The 15,472-nt window shown below is 71.4% G+C and carries 16 protein-coding genes and 2 pseudogenes; 12 read left to right on the top strand and 6 right to left on the bottom strand.

Going from position 1 to position 15,472, the window contains the following annotated elements:
- Nucleotides 1-239 precede the first annotated feature (239 nt).
- The 3 genes from OG485_RS09405 to OG485_RS09395 all read left to right on the top strand — a co-directional run bounded on the left by OG485_RS09405 (nt 240) and on the right by OG485_RS09395 (nt 3,324).
- Nucleotides 240-836 carry a Clp protease N-terminal domain-containing protein gene (locus tag OG485_RS09405; protein ID WP_328665750.1) on the top strand — a complete coding sequence of 199 codons (597 nt, stop codon included), beginning with the start codon at nt 240-242 and terminating at the stop codon, nt 834-836.
- Between the two features lie 276 nt (nt 837-1,112).
- On the top strand, nt 1,113-2,123 hold the full coding sequence (locus tag OG485_RS09400; RefSeq protein WP_328665748.1) for an EamA family transporter: 1,011 nt from the start codon (nt 1,113-1,115) through the stop codon (nt 2,121-2,123).
- Nucleotides 2,124-2,325: 202 nt separating this feature from the next.
- Nucleotides 2,326-3,324, top strand: a complete 999-nt coding sequence (locus tag OG485_RS09395; protein WP_328665745.1) for a DMT family transporter — start codon at nt 2,326-2,328, stop codon at nt 3,322-3,324.
- Between the two features lie 106 nt (nt 3,325-3,430).
- On the opposite strand, the gene OG485_RS09390 is transcribed toward OG485_RS09395, so the two are convergent.
- On the bottom strand, nt 3,431-4,123 hold the full coding sequence (locus tag OG485_RS09390) for a pyridoxamine 5'-phosphate oxidase family protein (RefSeq protein ID WP_443048677.1): 693 nt from the start codon (nt 4,121-4,123) through the stop codon (nt 3,431-3,433).
- Nucleotides 4,124-4,158: 35 nt separating this feature from the next.
- Here OG485_RS09390 and OG485_RS09385 point away from each other — a divergent pair, with 35 nt between their 5' ends.
- A complete protein-coding gene (locus OG485_RS09385; protein WP_328665741.1) occupies nt 4,159-5,490 on the top strand; it encodes an aminotransferase class I/II-fold pyridoxal phosphate-dependent enzyme in 1,332 nt (443 codons plus the stop codon).
- A 53-nt stretch (nt 5,491-5,543) separates the two neighbouring features.
- Here OG485_RS09385 and OG485_RS09380 read toward each other — a convergent pair whose 3' ends face one another.
- Complete coding sequence (locus tag OG485_RS09380; RefSeq protein ID WP_328665739.1) at nt 5,544-6,479, bottom strand: DMT family transporter; 936 nt, start codon at nt 6,477-6,479, stop codon at nt 5,544-5,546.
- Between the two features lie 75 nt (nt 6,480-6,554).
- Here OG485_RS09380 and OG485_RS09375 point away from each other — a divergent pair, with 75 nt between their 5' ends.
- The gene (locus OG485_RS09375) at nt 6,555-7,457 is read left to right on the top strand and encodes a LysR family transcriptional regulator (protein ID WP_328665737.1); all 903 of its coding nucleotides are present in this window, start codon (nt 6,555-6,557) and stop codon (nt 7,455-7,457) included.
- A 225-nt stretch (nt 7,458-7,682) separates the two neighbouring features.
- On the opposite strand, the gene OG485_RS09370 is transcribed toward OG485_RS09375, so the two are convergent.
- Nucleotides 7,683-8,150 (bottom strand): pyridoxamine 5'-phosphate oxidase family protein, encoded by a 468-nt coding sequence (locus OG485_RS09370; protein ID WP_328454784.1) that lies wholly within the window; start codon nt 8,148-8,150, stop codon nt 7,683-7,685.
- A 181-nt stretch (nt 8,151-8,331) separates the two neighbouring features.
- On the opposite strand from OG485_RS09370, the gene OG485_RS09365 reads away from it, so the two are divergent.
- A complete protein-coding gene (locus tag OG485_RS09365) occupies nt 8,332-8,967 on the top strand; it encodes a cysteine hydrolase (RefSeq protein WP_328665734.1) in 636 nt (211 codons plus the stop codon).
- Nucleotides 8,968-9,008: 41 nt separating this feature from the next.
- Here the strand turns inward: OG485_RS09365 and OG485_RS09360 are convergent, their stop codons facing one another.
- Entirely contained in the window at nt 9,009-9,443 is a 435-nt protein-coding gene (locus OG485_RS09360; protein WP_328665732.1) for a Rieske (2Fe-2S) protein, read from the bottom strand.
- A 716-nt stretch (nt 9,444-10,159) separates the two neighbouring features.
- On the opposite strand from OG485_RS09360, the gene OG485_RS09355 reads away from it, so the two are divergent.
- Together OG485_RS09355 and OG485_RS09350 are read left to right on the top strand one after the other, a co-directional pair.
- A complete protein-coding gene (locus OG485_RS09355) occupies nt 10,160-10,606 on the top strand; it encodes a cold-shock protein (RefSeq protein ID WP_328665730.1) in 447 nt (148 codons plus the stop codon).
- 520 nt (nt 10,607-11,126) lie between these two features.
- Nucleotides 11,127-12,494, top strand: a pseudogene (locus OG485_RS09350) (AMP-binding protein); the annotation flags it as partial.
- Here the strand turns inward: OG485_RS09350 and OG485_RS09345 are convergent.
- Both OG485_RS09345 and OG485_RS09340 read right to left on the bottom strand, forming a co-directional pair.
- Nucleotides 12,396-12,593: a hypothetical protein gene (locus OG485_RS09345; protein ID WP_328674858.1), complete on the bottom strand. Its 198-nt coding sequence runs from the start codon at nt 12,591-12,593 to the stop codon at nt 12,396-12,398. The pseudogene OG485_RS09350 and the gene OG485_RS09345 overlap by 99 nt on opposite strands.
- Nucleotides 12,594-12,631: 38 nt before the next feature.
- A pseudogene (locus tag OG485_RS09340) lies at nt 12,632-12,847 on the bottom strand (ATP-binding cassette domain-containing protein); the annotation flags it as partial.
- A 160-nt stretch (nt 12,848-13,007) separates the two neighbouring features.
- Here OG485_RS09340 and OG485_RS09335 point away from each other — a divergent pair.
- The 4 genes from OG485_RS09335 to fabG all read left to right on the top strand — a co-directional run bounded on the left by OG485_RS09335 (nt 13,008) and on the right by fabG (nt 15,467).
- Entirely contained in the window at nt 13,008-13,484 is a 477-nt protein-coding gene (locus OG485_RS09335; RefSeq protein WP_443048676.1) for a tyrosine-type recombinase/integrase, read from the top strand.
- The gene (locus tag OG485_RS09330) at nt 13,369-14,121 is read left to right on the top strand and encodes a HipA family kinase (RefSeq protein ID WP_328674291.1); all 753 of its coding nucleotides are present in this window, start codon (nt 13,369-13,371) and stop codon (nt 14,119-14,121) included. Before OG485_RS09335 ends, OG485_RS09330 begins: the two co-directional genes overlap by 116 nt.
- Nucleotides 14,118-14,501: a DUF3037 domain-containing protein gene (locus tag OG485_RS09325; RefSeq protein ID WP_328454816.1), complete on the top strand. Its 384-nt coding sequence runs from the start codon at nt 14,118-14,120 to the stop codon at nt 14,499-14,501. The genes OG485_RS09330 and OG485_RS09325 overlap by 4 nt, the downstream gene beginning before the upstream one ends.
- A 204-nt stretch (nt 14,502-14,705) precedes the next feature.
- Entirely contained in the window at nt 14,706-15,467 is a 762-nt protein-coding gene (gene fabG / locus OG485_RS09320; RefSeq protein WP_151470604.1) for a 3-oxoacyl-ACP reductase FabG, read from the top strand.
- Nucleotides 15,468-15,472 lie beyond the last annotated feature (5 nt).

The raw sequence follows: 15,472 nt of genomic DNA, 5'->3' as shown, positions 1-15,472 counted from the left end.
AATACTGATGGACCGTCAGGAAATGTGGAGAGGGCCGATCCCTGCCCCGCACCGGGGCCGGGGGCGGGGAGGTCGACCGGGAAAGCGTGAGGCAGGGCGGCGCGCGCTCCCTGGGGGAAATCGGCGCGAAGTCATCCGCAAGGAGGAGAATCCGCACAGGGATGCCCACCCTGTGTCGGACCCGAAGATGCTGCCTGCCGCGGATGACGTGGCGTGGCGCGACTGATGGGGTGGAGCTTGTGCCGCCCCGTATTCCCCAGCAGTCCGCCACCGCGAGCGGTCCGAAGCCTGTCGGCATCGAGGCCGGACTCGGCGCAGAGCTGGCCCCGGTGGTCTCCGGCGCGCGCAGAAGAGCCCTGCGCGACGGGGACCGGCAGATCGACACGGCTCATCTGCTCCACTCCCTGCTGGAATGCGACCCCGAGGTACGTGCCGTCTTCGAGGGCGGGCCGCAGCTCGCCCGGCTGCTCGGCTACCTCGTGCAGCGCAGCATCGGATACGGACTCCGCTGGCAGAGCGCCGTCGAGAACTCGGGCGCCGGACCGGTGGCGGCCGGAGGCAACAACTGGTCCCCGGTGGCGGCCGATGCCATGGGGGAGGCGTACGAGCGTGCGGTGCTGCGCGGTGACGAGCGGGCCCGGGGTCTCGACCTGCTCGCGGCGCTCGTCGCCGATCCCCGGTCGCGGGCCGTCGAGGTGCTCGGACGGGCCGGTGCCGATGTCCCGCGGCTGCTGGAACGCGTCGAGAGCGAATACGTGGAGCGCGTCGAAGGCGGCCCTGGGGAGCGGGTCGAGAGCGGACATGGGGAGCGCGTCGGCCGGGAGGGCGCCGGCTGACGCGCGTCCGGAACTCGACGGCCTTTCGAGCGAGGCCTGTCGGAGCCGGTCTCTCGGGTGGGGCTGCCGGGGTGAGCTCGTCGGAGCGGGTCTGTCGGAGTGGGCCTTCCGGAGTGGGTGGGGTGGCGTGGGTGCGGGAGGGGCCGGACGCCCGGAACCCCTGGACGCGAAGTCTGACCCGGCGAGCCCGCGGCAGTCGTCGTGGGTCCCTTCCGGAGTCCAGCGGCTGAGACAGGTGTCTTCGGGGGTGACGGTCATGTCGTCGCCTGTCATCATGTGCCGGTGCATACGTCTCAGGGCAGTCAGGGCAACCACGGAAGAGGCGTCGGTCTGGGCCTGGCGCTCGTGTCGGCGGTCGCTTTCGGCGGATCGGGTGTCGCGGCCAAGCCGCTGATCGAGGCAGGTCTCGACCCGCTCCACGTGGTGTGGCTGAGGGTCGCCGGTGCCGCCCTCGTCATGCTGCCGCTCGCCGTGCGGCACCGGGCGCTGGTCAAGCGGCGCCCCGCGCTGCTCGCCGGGTTCGGACTCCTCGGCGTCGCCGGTGTCCAGGCCTGCTATTTCGCCGCGATATCCCGTGTCCCCGTGGGCGTCGCCCTCCTCGTGGAGTACCTCGCCCCCGCGCTGGTTCTCGGCTGGGTGCGCTTCGTGCAGCGCCGGCCCGTCACACGTGCCGCGGCTCTCGGAGTCGTCCTCGCGGCCGGCGGACTCGCCTGCGTGGTGGAGGTGTGGTCGGGGCTCGGCTTCGATGCCCTCGGACTGCTGCTCGCGCTGGGAGCCGCCTGCTGCCAGGTCGGCTACTTCGTCCTGTCCGACCAGGGCAGCGACGCGGGCGACGAGGCACCTGACCCGCTGGGCGTGATCGCGTACGGGCTCCTCGTCGGCACCCTCGTGCTGACCGCGGTCGCGCGTCCCTGGACCATGCGGTGGTCCGTTCTCGGCGGCAGCGCGGACATGGACGGGACGTCCGTGCCCGCCTCGCTGCTCCTCGGCTGGATCGTCCTCGTCGCCACCGTCGTCGCCTACGCCACCGGTGTCCTCTCCGTGCGCAGGCTCTCCCCGCAGGTCGCGGGCGTGGTGGCGTGTCTCGAAGCGGTGATCGCCACGGTCCTGGCGTGGGTGCTGCTGGGTGAACACCTCTCGGCGCCCCAGATCGCCGGCGGAGCGGTGGTCCTGCTCGGCGCGTTCATCGCGCAGTCCTCGGCACCGGCGAAGCCCTCGCAGGAGCCGGTCGCGCGGGGGACGAGCGAGACCGGACGGGAGTTGTCGGCCAACGGAACCGCCGTCTAAGGTGCTGATCATGCCTGCGACGCTCGTTCTTCCGCCTCCGGCCGCCTGAGGCGGGCGTACCGGAACACCGTCCGGCCCCGTGCCGGGCGGAACGGCGCTGCCCGCAGAAGAAGTCCGAGGACCTTCCGTACGCCCCTGCCCCCGTGGCACGGGCTGCGACGCGGTCCCTTCCCGAACTTCTGCGGAACTGCGGAGAGAACACGTGTCGAACACCGCTGTCGGCCTGCCCGTCGGGCGAGGCCTGCTCTATCTGATCGTCGCCGGTGCCGCCTGGGGCACCGCGGGCGCCGCCGCTTCACTGGTCTACCGGGCCAGTGACATGGGGCCGGTCGCCCTCTCCTTCTGGCGCTGCGCGGGCGGACTCGCCCTGCTGCTCGCCGTACGCCTGCGCCGTGGCCCGGGCCTTCGCCCGCGCCGTCTCCCCGACCGGCGCGGCGCCCGTCCCACCGGGCGGGAACTCCTCGGCCCCAAGGTGCTGCGCATCGGTCTGACCGGCCTCGCGCTGGCCCTCTTCCAGACCGCCTACTTCGCCGCCGTCGAGGCTACGGGCCTGGCGGTGGCGACCGTGGTCACCCTGGGCGCGGGGCCCGTTCTCATCGCGGTCGGCGCCCGGCTCACCATGGGGGAGCGTCTCGGCCGGGGCGGGTGCGCCGCCGTCGTCGGGGCGCTGACCGGACTCGGCGTGCTGGTCCTGGGCGGCGGGGACGCCACCGTGCGCCCCTGGGGTGTCCTGCTCGCGGTGCTCTCCGCGGCCGGATACTCCGCGATGACGCTGCTCACCCGGTGGTGGGGGCGCGACGGCCGCGTCGACGGGTCGAGCACGACGGTGTGGGCGTTCGCCGTCACCACCGTGTGCCTGCTGTCGCCCGGGCTCGCCGAGGGGCTGATCCCGCACACCGCCCAGCCTGTTCCCCTGCTGGCGCTGCTGGCCTACATCGCCGCGGTCCCCACGGCGCTGGCCTACGCGCTCTTCTTCGCCGGCGCCGCCGTCGTCCGCTCCGCCACCGTGTCCGTGATCATGCTCCTGGAGCCGGTCTGCGCGGCCGTGCTCGCCGTCGGGCTGCTCGGCGAGCGGCTCACCCCGGCGACACTCATCGGCACCCTGCTGATGCTCGGCTCGGTCGCCGGACTCGCGGTGGCGGAGGCGCGCGCCGCGGGCGCCGAACGGCTCGCGGTGCCCCAGGAGGCGCTTCTCGTGTGACCCAGACCCCTGACGCCACCGGTTCCGGCGGAGGCCGGTGCCGGTGGCGGGTCGAGGCGCAGGGCTCGCGGGTCGTCTCAGTCCGAGGGACGACCGGCTCCGGCGCTCACAGGGCCCTCAGGTAGTCGGGCAGTTCGATGCCCGGTGCCAGGGTGTCCGCCGGGACGGGGACGCCGTGCCCCTTGGTCAGCGGGACCACGCCGGTCCAGTGCGGAAGCGAGAGGTCCTCGGGATCGTCGTTCGGGCCGCCGGTGCGCAGCTTGGCGGAGACCTCGTCGAGATCCAGGCTGATCACGGCCGTGGCGGCGAGTTCCTTGGCGTTGGCGGGACGTGAGTCGGCCGAGCGGCCGGGGACGGCGTGGTCGACCAGCGCGTCCAGCGCCAGGCGCTTCTCCTCGGGGTCCGTCACCTGGTGGGCGATGCCGTGCACGACCACGGAGCGGTAGTTGAGCGAGTGGTGGAAGGCCGAGCGGGCCAGCACCAGCCCGTCGACATGGCTCACGGTGAGGCAGACGGCCAGTCCGGGATCGGTCCGGCTCGTCATGTGCAGGGGGCGTGAACCCGTCGATCCGTGTACGTACAGTCGCTCGCCGGCCCGTGCGTACAGCGTGGGCAGGACGACAGGCGCGCCGTCACGGACGAACCCGAGATGGCAGATGTACCCCTCGTCGAGTATCGCGTGCACCCGTTCCCTGTCGTACGAGGCGCGTTCCTTGGACCGGGTGGGGACAGTGCGGTCGGTCGGGGTGTAGGCGGCGGACGCCGTCGTCCTCGGCTGCTGGGTGCTCGTCTCCGACATTGCCATCTCCATTGCACTAGTGCATAATCTCTTTTGTGCTAGGAGAGTATCGGATCGAAGGGCGTCGCGCAGCGGAGATCGCCGCCGACGTCGAGCGGGCGGTCGGAGCGGGGGAGCTGGAGCCGGGTCGACTCCTGCCGCCCATGAGGGAGCTGGCGGAGGAACTGGGGGTCAACCCGAATACGGTCGCGGCGGCCTATCGCACGCTGCGTGAACGCGGGGTCATCGAGACCGACGGCCGCCGGGGCAGCCGGGTGCGCCCGAAGCCGGCCACCACGGGCCGGGAACGCCTGCGCGTCGAGGCGCCCGAGGGTGTGCGGGACCTGGGCGAGGGCAATCCCGATCCAGCCCTGCTGCCGGCGCTCTCCGAGGCCTTCGCGGTGGCGGCCCGGCAGTCGGACCGCGACCCCGTGCAGTACGGGCAGGACGCCGTCGAGCCGGAGCTGGAGCGCCTCGCCCGCGCCGGGCTCGACGCGGACGGAGTGCCCGAGGGGCCCGTCGTCGTCACCTCCGGATCGCTCGACGCGATCGAGCGTGTCCTGATGGCCCATCTCAGGCCCGGCGACACCGTGGCCGTCGAGGACCCCGGCTGGGGCAGCCTGTTCGACCTGCTACCGGCGCTGGGGCTGCGTACGGCCGGGGTCGGGGTCGACGACGAGGGCCCGCTTCCCGCCGACGTACGGCGCGCGCTGGCGGCAGGGGCGCGGGCCCTGATCGTCACCGACCGGGCGCAGAACCCCACCGGCGCCGCGGTCACCGCCGCCCGCGCGAGTGACCTGCGCTCGGTCCTTCGCGCGTACCCGCGGACCCTGCTCGTCGAGGACGACCACGGCCATCGGATCGTCGACCTGCCGTTGCATCCGCTCGCCGGAATCACACACAACTGGGCTTTCGTGCGCTCCGTCGCCAAGGCGTACGGGCCCGATCTCCGGCTCGCCGTGCTCACCGGGGACCCCGTCACGGTCGACCGTGTGCACGGGCGGCAGCGGCTCGGCCCCGGCTGGGTGAGCCGGCTGCTCCAGAAGGCCGTGGTCCACCTGTGGACCTCCGGCACGGTCGAGGCCGGGGCCGTGGCGGCGGCCTACGGGGCACGCCGCGACATGCTGATCGACGCGCTGCGGGAACGCGGTGTCGAAGCGCGCGGGCGCAGCGGGATGAACGTCTGGATCCCCGTTCCGGACGAGACCGGGGCCGTCTCCCGGCTGCTGCACAGCGGATGGGCGGTCGCTCCCGGCGCCCGCTTCCGGATGAGCTCGCCGCCGGGTATCCGGATCACCGTCTCGACGCTGCGGCCCGAGGACGCCGGGCCGCTCGCGGACGCCGTCGCGTCCGCCGTGGGACCGGCCCCCGCACGCCGTTACGTCTGAGCTGTGTCCCTGAGCCGGGGCGGCGGCTGAGTGGGCGGAGGGTGCCGCGGGCGTCAGCGGCGCGGCTTCGCCTGGGTCAGCGCCGCGCCCGCGAGGACGATCACCGCGCCGACCGGCGTCGACCAGGCGAGGGACTCGCCGAGGATCGCGACCCCGGCCGCGGTGGCGATGACCGGGATGAAGTACGTGACCATCTGGGCCGTCGTCGGGCCGACCTCGGCGACGATGCCGTACTGGAGGAGCATGGCCAGGCCGGTGCCGAGCGCCCCCAGGGCCGCGATCGCCAGCAGCGGCACCCAGGCGACCCGGCTCGGGAACGTGGTGAACAGCGGGGTGACGAAAGCCAGTTGGGCGGTGGCCAGGAGCAGTTGGGCGCCGGTCATCGACAGATGCGAGTGGCCGGTGCCCGCGAGGGTCCGGCGGACGTAAATCCAGCCGACCGGATAACTCAGCGACGCCAGCAGGGCCATCGCCGTGCCCGTGGCGTCCAGGCCGTGGAAGCCCTGCCAGACACCGAGGACCGTCAGGACGCCGAGGAAGCCGATGCCGAGACCGGCCACTCTGCGCCGGGTCGGCCGGTCCTCGGAGAGGGCGACCAGGGACAGGGCCATGCCCCACAGCGGCGACGTCGCGTTGCAGATCCCCGCGAGCGTGGACGGGATCGTCAGCTCGGAGTAGGCGAAGAGGGAGAACGGCAGCGCGTTCAGCAGGAGAGCCGCGACCGCGAGGTGCCCCCATGTCCGCGCCCCGCGCGGCAGCCGCTCCCGCTTCACCGCCATCGCCGCCACGAGCACCACGCTTCCGAACAGCAGCCGGCCCAAGGTGACCTGGAACGGCGCGTACCCGTCGGTGCCGACCTTGATGAGCAGGAAGCTGAAGCCCCAGATCAGCGACAGGACGCCGAAGCGGATCCGCCAGTCGAGGGCGGTGCGGCGGCGGGGTGCGACGCCGTTCGGCGTGACGGGGCGGGGAGAGGCGACGGTGCTCATGCGGTCAAGAATGAGGCAGAACAATCTCGTAGCACAAGCGAGAATGCTCAAGCGATATCTCGTAGCATTGCTTACATGTTGAATCTGGAGCGACTGCGCACCCTCGACGCCCTCGCCCGGCACGGCTCGGTGAGCGGCGCGGCCGAGGGGCTGCACGTGACCACCTCCGCCGTCTCCCAGCAGATGTCGAAGCTGGAGCGCGAGGTGGGACAGCAACTGCTCGCCAAGAACGGCCGGGGAGTCCGTCTGACCGACGCCGGGCGGCTTCTCGCCGAGCACGCGGCCCGCATCCTGTCCCAGGTCGAGCTCGCGCAGTCCGACCTGGAGGCACAGCGCGGTCAGGTGGCCGGCGAGCTGAGACTGTCCGCGTTCCCGACCGCGGCGCGCGGACTGTTCCCGGCGGCGCTCGCGGAACTGCGTGCCGAGCACCCGGCGCTGCGGGTGCGCTCCAGCGAGCTGGAGCCGGAGGCCGGGGTCGCGGGAGTGGTGCGCGGGGACCTGGACCTCGCGGTCGTGCTCGACTGGTACAACAAGCCGATGCCCCTGCCCGACGGACTGGTGAAGGCGTCGATCCTCGACGACCCCGCCGATGTGGCGATGCCGGCCGGCCATCGGCTCGCCGGCCGCGACGAGGTGGACCTCGGGGACTTCGCCGACGACGAGTGGATCACCTGGGCGGAGGGCGAGTTCTGCCACGAATGGCTGATGTTCACGCTGCGCTCCCAGGGCGTCGAGCCGCGCATCGGGCACCGCGCCGGGGAGACGCACACCCAGCTCGGCCTCGTCGCAGCGGGGCTGGGCGTGTGCGTGGCCCCGCTCCTCGGGCGCCGTCCGATGCCCGAGGGGGTCGTCACGGTGCCGGTCCGGCAGCGTGTGCGCCGCCATGTCTATGTCGTGTGGCGGGCCGACGCCGACCGCCGGCCCTCGATCAGGGCGGCGGTGGACGCCTTGCGCAGGGCCGGAGCGGCCGTCGAGTAGCGGGAGGCGAACAGCGGGAGGAAGCGGTTCGGCTCCGACTCCGGCTCCGACTCCGGTTGGGGCTGTGGGGCTGTGCGGCTGTTTGGCTCGGGCCGCGCGGGCAGGGCTGTTCGGCTCCCGCTGCGGGCGGGGCTGTTCGGCCCCGGCTGCAGCGGGGTGAGGTTCGGCCCAGGCTGCGTCGGCAGCGGGTTCGGTCCGGCTGCGGCGGTACGGGGTTCGACCCGGCTACAGCGGGGGGAGCTTGCGGAAGTCCCACGAGGCGATCGCCGCCGGGGTCAGTCGCATCCACGCGTGCCGGCCGTCGTGCGGCATCTCCTCCAGGCCGAAGTTCTTGCGGGCGAACAGCGTCTCCGGGACGTCGAGTTCGGCGCACAGTTCCCCCGTACGCGGGAACTCGCCGACGAACTCCACCGTGCCGGACAGCTCGACACCCCTCAGCTCCCCGTACTCCTCGCCGGAGTCGATCACCACCGCGACCCGCGGGTCGTTCCGCAGCTGCACCCAGCGCTTGCTGCGCACCACCGAGTACAGCCACAACGAGGTGCCGTCCCAGGTGAACCAGAGGGCACTCACATGCGGGACTCCGTCCTTCGACACGGAGGCGACACGGCAGGTGCGCTGGGTGGTGAGAAACTCGTCCAGTTCACCCGGAGTCATCATGATCTTCCGGCCTCTGCGCTGCGTGACGGTCATACGGTCCTCTCCTGTCCTGTGGATCGGCCAGGTCCTGCCGATCTTGTCGTGTGTACCGGACTGTCCGCCGAGCTTCCGGTAAAGCTTTCTGACGTTCCGTCAGGAAATCATGAGCCGTCTTCCGTCCTCGCGCAATGGTCGTTACGCTCCGCCGTCCCGAACCGCGACGACAAGGAGAGCCATGCCGTCGTTCGAGCACCTCAGTGAACTCCTCGACCCCGCCGGCACGGTACTGCTCACCGTGGAGTGCCAGCAGGGCGTCGTGGGCCCGGACAGCGCGCTGCCCGAACTCGCCCAGGAGGCGAGGTCGTCCGGAGCGCTCGGCCGGATCGCCCGTCTGGTGGGCGCCGCGCACGAGAGCGGGGTGCAGGTGATCCACGCGGTCGCCGAGCGCCGCCCGGACGGCCGCGGCGCCAACCGCAACGCCCGGCTGTTCCGGGCCGCCGAACGACTGTCCGTGCGGCAGCTGACCGGCACGGCGGCCGTGCGGATCGCGCCGCCCGTCGAGGTCGCCGAGGAGGACTTCGTCGTACGCCGGCTGCACGGTCTGTCGCCGATCTCGGGCACCGACGTCGACCCGCTGCTGCGCAACCTGGGCTGCCGCACCCTCGTGGTGACCGGAGTCTCGGCCAACATCGCCGTTCCCAACGCCGTGTTCGACGCCGTGAACCGCGGCTACACCGTCGTCGTTCCCGCGGACGCCATCGCGGGGGTGCCCTCCGAGTACACCCCTGCGATGGTCCGGAACACGCTCGCGCTGGTCGCCACCATCACGACCACCGACGACGTGCTCGCCTGCTTCGAACGACGACGCTGACGCTCCGGCGCCGCGCGTGGCCCCGCGGCCGGCGCCGGCGGTCAGGCGAGCTTGATGGCGTCCCCGTCGACGGTGATGGCCGTGGCGGCCAGTCCGGTCGTCGCGGGCCCCTTCTTCACACTGCCGTCGGTGGCGGAGAACTCGCTGTTGTGACAGGGGCAGGTGATGACACCGTTCGCGATGCCCTTGACCGCACAGCCCTGATGGGTGCACTTGGACGAGAAGGCCTTGAACGTGCCCGCCGTCGGCTGGGTCACCACGACCCCCTTGTCGGCGAAGACCTTGCCCCCGCCCTCCGGGATGTCGCTGGTCTTGGCGAGTTCCGTGCCGGCCGCGTTCCCGGCGGCGCCGTTGTCGGAGGCCTTGTCGTCCGCCCCGCACGCGGTCAGCGCGACGGCGAGCCCTGCCGCGCCGACCGCCGCCACGACGGTGCGCCGGGCCGGTGTCTGCGCGGAGTGAAGCGATTCGCTGGTCATGCTGGCTTTCCCTTCAGCGGACATGATCTGGATCTGCTCAGAGGTACGGTCCACCAGTGCGTACTGTTCAGGCAATGGCGACTTCTTGACCTGATCCACAGCGCGCCGACAGCCGGGCGTGCGTGGTCACGATCCGCCCCGCCCCGGACACGGGGCACCGCTCCCGTCGCCACCACCGGGTCGCGTCCCCGGGGCGGGACCAACGGCTTCATCTTCGTTGCGCCACGGCTCGGTGGTCCGGAAATGGTCCGGATCTTGGGTCGTGTGGACGTAGTGCCCCGAGACTGTGGTGGGCCTTTTGCCCGCGGTCTCGCTGACGTGTGCTGGGGCAGGTCTCGATTCCTCCCCCCCCGGTACCTTCTTCGTGGCTCCGCATGGGAGCCTCCGGCCTTCGGGTCCGGAGGCATCGACGGACCGCTGATGAGGGGCTTGAGCACCGGATCCCCCCGAGCCGCAGGAGCTCTCCGTAACGTGGGTGTGGCAGCTCGGTGCCGAGGCAAGGCCGGACATTCCGCTCCACGCCGGACCGGCAGCCCGCCGAGGTGTCTGCCGGTTCCGGGGTGGGTGCGTAACTGGTGCAAGCCCGCCCGCACCACCTCTGACCTGCGACGAAGACGTGCTGATCGAAGTGTTCAACTGCGATCGTGAAGTTGAAGACGGCCGTGATTACGATCGGGCGAAAGATGTTGGAAGTGCACGAGAGGTGAGGGCGGGGCATGGCCGCAGGTCGAGTGGTTCGGCTCGACGGTATACGCGGATACGGCTTCATCGCGCCGGAGCACGGCGGCGAAGACGTCTTCCTGCATGTGAACGACCTGCTCATTCCCGAGTCGACGCTGCGTCCCGGACTCGTCGTGGAATTCGAGGTCGAGGACGGGGACCGCGGCCTCAAGGCGTCCGAGGTCCGGCTGGCCCACGACACGGAGAGCCTTGCGGAGCAGGGTGCTCCCGCGCCGGCACCCGCACCGCGGACCCCGGTGGCCGGCTCGCCTGCCGTGGAGGGCCAGGAACCGATGTGTGACGTGCTCGGCTCGGCGGAGTTCACCCGTGAGGTGATCGAGCTGCTGCTGACCGCCACCCCGGAACTGGCAGGCCATCAAATAACGGCCGTACGCAAGCAGTTCGCGCTGCTCGGCCGACGGCACGGCTGGGTCGAGGACTGACGGGACGGGCGGACCGGAGGACGGGCCGAGTCCGCACCCGAACCAGGGCCGGGTGCACCCCCCCGAAGCACCCGGCCCTCCCCGTCCCGTTGACGCCGGACGTACGTGAGCCACTCAACCGAGCCAGTCAACCAACGGAGAGGGCGGGGCTTACCCATGACGGAGCTGCCCACAGCTGTTCCACCGGGTCCTGCGGGCACCCGTGACGAGCCGGACAGCCGTACACCCCGCGCCGAAGGCGACCCGCGCGACCCGCTCGTCCGGCTCGCCAGGCTGCTGGACCGGGAATCCCTCACCGTCGTGCACGACAGCGACACCGTCAGCACGGCGGTGGTCCGCGGCCGGATCCACGAACTGGACGTCATCGCGTTCTGCACCGACGCCCGAGTGATGGGCGGTGCGGTCGAGACCGTCGAGGACGTGCCGGAGGGCACGTCGGTGACCTGGTGCGTGCAGCAGCGAGCGACTGCTGACGACCGTGGAGCACGCCGACGTGGCCGTGGACGCGCACGCCGACCTCATGCCCGCAGCGCGGTCCGGCCGGCGGTCCCTGCCGTTCCGGCACGGCTTCGACCACCAAGTGGGCCGTTATTACGCCGAGTTCACGGTGGACGGCCGAAAGGCCCGGCCGTTTCCCGCCGCGAGCGGTGCCGCCAGGTTGGACCTCCACCTCTGTGCCTCCTCGACGGACGACGGCGTCTCGGTGGGGGCCGTCTACCGGACCGAGCTGTTCGAACGGTCCTGCGCGGACCTGCTGCTGGCACGCTACGAGGCGGTGCTGTTCTCGTTCACGGACGATCCCGGCCGTCCTGTGGGCGACGTCCACTGGTGGAGCGCCGTCGACCACGAGGTCATCATTGCGGCCAACGACACAGCCCGGCCCGTTGAACCCGCCTCGGTCCTCGATGCCGTACACGCACACGTCCTGCGGTCGCCCGACGCCGTCGCCGTCGCCGTCGTGGACAGTGAACGGCAGCTCGGCTACGGGCAGTTGTGGAGCGCGGCACACGCCATGAGCGCTCTCGTCCGCGGCGCCGGTATCCGGGCGGGGGACAGGGTGGCGATCGCCCTCCCGCGCGGGCCCGAGCTGGTCGCGGCGGTCCTGGGAACCTGGCTGGCGGGCGCGGCGTACGTGCCGGTCGACGCGGCGCATCCCGAAGAGCGGATCCGGTACCAGCTCTCCGACTCGGCCGCGAAGGTGCTCGTGACGACCGAGGAGCCGGCCCGCTTCGCCGGCGACGGGCTCGTGGTGCTGACCGCGCCGGCGGTCGACGCCGCCCGGGACCCGGAGACGGCCGGTGCCCCGCCCGCGGCGGTGGACCCGGCGTCCTGCGCGTACCTGATCTACACCTCGGGATCGACGGGCCGGCCGAAGGGCACGTTGACCACCCACGAGGCCCTGGCCAATGTGGTCGTGCACTTCGCCGAGCAGCTGGGGGCGTCGCCCGGCGACACGATGCTCTGGACGACGACGTTCGCCTTCGACATGTCGGGCACAGAACTGCATGTGCCGCTGGTCTCCGGCGGCCGCCTGGTGGCCGCCCCCGACCGGGCCAGGAGCGACGGCCGGGTTCTGCGGGAGCTGCTGGAGCGGTACGGGGTGCGGTTCGTCGAGGCGACGCCGACGACCTGACGGCTGGTCATCGAGCGGGTGGAGGGCTGTCTGCGGGGTCGTGGCGTCATCGTGGGCGGTGAGCCCGTGCCGGTCGCCCTGGCCGAGCGGCTCGTGGCCGCCGGGTGCGTGTTGCATCACGCCTACGGGCCCACCGAGACGACCATCTGGTCGACGTCACGCGTGGTCACGGAAGGCCCGGGGGCCCGCCTCGACGTCGGCGGGCCGATCCGCAACACCCAGGTTCACGTGGTTGATCAGCACGGTCGCGAACTGCCCGTGGGTGTGCGCGGGGAACTCTGCATCTCGGGCCTCGGCGTGGCTATCGGCTACCACGGCCGGGCGGAGCTCAACGCGCAGCGCTTCGGCGTGCATCCCGGGTACGGCCGCTTCTACCGTACGGGCGACGTGGCCCGCTGGGCGTGGGGGTCCCCGCCGAGCACGCGGATCTCCCCGCTGTCGTACGGACGCAGGCCCTTGATGCATTCCAGGGTCGTGGTCTTGCCCGCGCCGTCGGGGCCGATGATCCCGAAGATCTCGCCTTCCTCGACGGTGAAGGAGACGTCGTCGACGGCCACCAGGTCGCCGTACTTCTTGTGCAGCTTCTGAGCCGCGCGGGCCGCTGCCAACTCGGTGACCAGCGAGTCCCACTGCTCGTGCGGGATGCGGTGAGGGCGGGATGGGTCAGCCGGTCGCCGCCGGGGCCGCCTCGATCCCTCCGGACTCCCCATACCATGGCAACGAATCCCGGAACCGGAAGCGACGGCTTGTTCCCGCGAAGAACCGGCAATGGGTGCGGCGCCGAAGGACGGCTTCCACGTGCTGCGGCACACCTGTGCCCCGATCATGCTGGAGGCGGGAGAGCCCGTGGTGACCGTGGCGCGGTGGCTCGGGCACTCTTCGCCCGCGATCACCCTCGGTTACTATGCTCACTTCATGCCGGAGGCCGGAAGCAAGGGCCGGACGGTCATTGACGGACTGCTGGGGAGACAGGGAGATCTGCCTGTCGGCCGAAACTCCCCAGATTCTCCCCAGGGCTGCCGGCGGGGAAATCCCGCTGTTAGCCCCCTCCGGAGTCGATCGTGCATTGCAAGGTTGAAGAGATTGGTGGCCTGGGAAAGTGCTGAAAGAGGTCGCCGCGACCCGCTACATCACGCCGTTGCGCGAGGGTGGCTCGCTGCCGGGACTCGTCGAGGCCGACGACCTCGGGACGTACGTCATGAAATTCACCGGCGCCGGACAGGGTCGCAAGACGCTCGTCGCTGAGGTCGTCTGCGGTGAACTCGCCCGCCGGCTCGGCCTGCGGGTGCCCGGACTGGTGACGATCGGCCTCGACCCGGTCCTCGGACTCGGGGAACCGGACCAGGAGGTCCAGGACCTGCTGAAGTCGAGCGGGGGGCCGAACCTCGGGATGGACTTCCTGCCCCGCGCCATCGGCTTCGACCCCCTCGCCTTCGAGGTGAGCGCCGAGGAAGCCGGCCGGATCGTCTGGTTCGACGCCCTGGTCAACAACGTCGACCGCTCCTGGCGCAACCCCAACCTGCTGATGTGGCACGGCGATCTGTGGCTCATCGACCACGGCGCCACGATGATCTGGCACCACCACTGGCCCGGCGCCGAGACCTCCGCCGCCAAGCCGTACGACATCTCCGACCACGCGCTCGCACCCTTCGGCCCCGACATCGCCTCGGCCGCCGCCGAACTGGCCCCGCTGGTCACCGAGGACCTGCTCGCCGAGGTCACGGCCGAGATCCCCGAGGCCTGGCTGGCCGGCGAGCCGGGCTTCGGCACGGTGGACGCGCTGCGACGCGCCTACGCACGGCCGCTGCTGGCGCGCGCCGTCGTCATCCACGAACGGATCAAGGGCGTCGACGGCATCGACGGCACGAAGGGGGAGAAGTGAACGAGCGGAACGTCTTCGAGTACGCGCTGCTGCGCGTGGTGCCACGGGTCGAGCGCGGCGAGTGCTTCAACGCGGGCGTGCTGGTGTACTGCCGCGCCCACTCCTTCGTCGCGGCCCGCACCCATCTGGACGAGAACAAGCTGTTCGCGCTCGACCCGGACGCGGACGTGCGGGGCGTACGGGCCGCGCTGCGCGCCGTCGAAGGTGTCTGCACCGGAGGGGAAGCCGCTGGTCAAGCGGCGCACGACGATGCCGGCCGACGCTTTCGCTGGCTGATCGCGCCGCGTTCGACCGTGGTCCAGCCGGGCCCCGTGCACACCGGCCTGACCGCCGATCCCGAGGCCGAGACCGAGCGGTTGCTCCAGCTCCTGGTCAGGTAATGGATCACATGCGCGCGGTGCGCCGTTGACACCGGGTGCCAGGGCTTCTAGCGTCACGTCTGCTGAAGGTACTAAGCGGTTGCTCACCGGATGGGCGTACCGTATGAGCCGCAGGTCTTTCGGGATCACCGAAGGCGCCGCAAGGTTGTCGAGACAGCTTGGCCGGGCTTGGGCCGGCTTTTCCAAGGGCGAGGAGAACCAGCAATGTCCACCACTGAGCAGCGCGTCGCCGTAGTCACCGGTGCCGCGCGCGGCATCGGTGCCGCGACCGCCGTACGACTGGCCGCGGAGGGCCGCGCCGTCGCGGTGATCGACCTCGACGAGGCCGCGTGCAAGGACACCGTCGAGAAGATCACCGCCGCAGGCGGCAAGGCTCTCGCGGTCGGCTGTGACGTCTCCGACGAGGCCCAGGTGGAGGCCGCCGTCGCGCGGATCGCCGAGGAGCTCGGCGCGCCGACCATCCTGGTGAACAACGCGGGTGTCCTCCGTGACAACCTGCTGTTCAAGATGAGCGCGTCCGACTGGGACACCGTCATGAACGTGCACCTGCGCGGTGCGTTCCTGATGGCGAAGGCCGTCCAGAAGTACATGGTGGAGGCCAAGTTCGGCCGCATCGTCAACCTGTCGTCCTCGTCGGCGCTGGGCAACCGCGGCCAGGCCAACTACTCCACCGCCAAGGCCGGTCTCCAGGGCCTCACCAAGACCCTGGCCATCGAGCTCGGCAAGTTCGGCGTGACCGCGAACGCCGTGGCGCCCGGCTTCATCGTCACCGACATGACCGCCGCCACCGCCGCCCGCGTCGGGATGGACTTCGACGACTTCCAGGCCGCGGCCGCGACCCAGATCCCCGTGCAGCGTGTCGGGAACCCCGACGACATCGCCAACAGCATCGCCTTCTTCACCGGCGAGGCCGCCGGATTCGTCTCCGGCCAGGTGCTGTACGTGGCCGGCGGACCGCTCAACTAGACGCA

This window comes from Streptomyces sp. NBC_00328, assembly GCF_036139655.1.
Taxonomy (GTDB): Bacteria; Actinomycetota; Actinomycetes; order Streptomycetales; family Streptomycetaceae; genus Streptomyces.
Note: the sequence above shows the minus strand (reverse complement) of the source record. Positions and strands in the feature narration are given on the sequence as shown.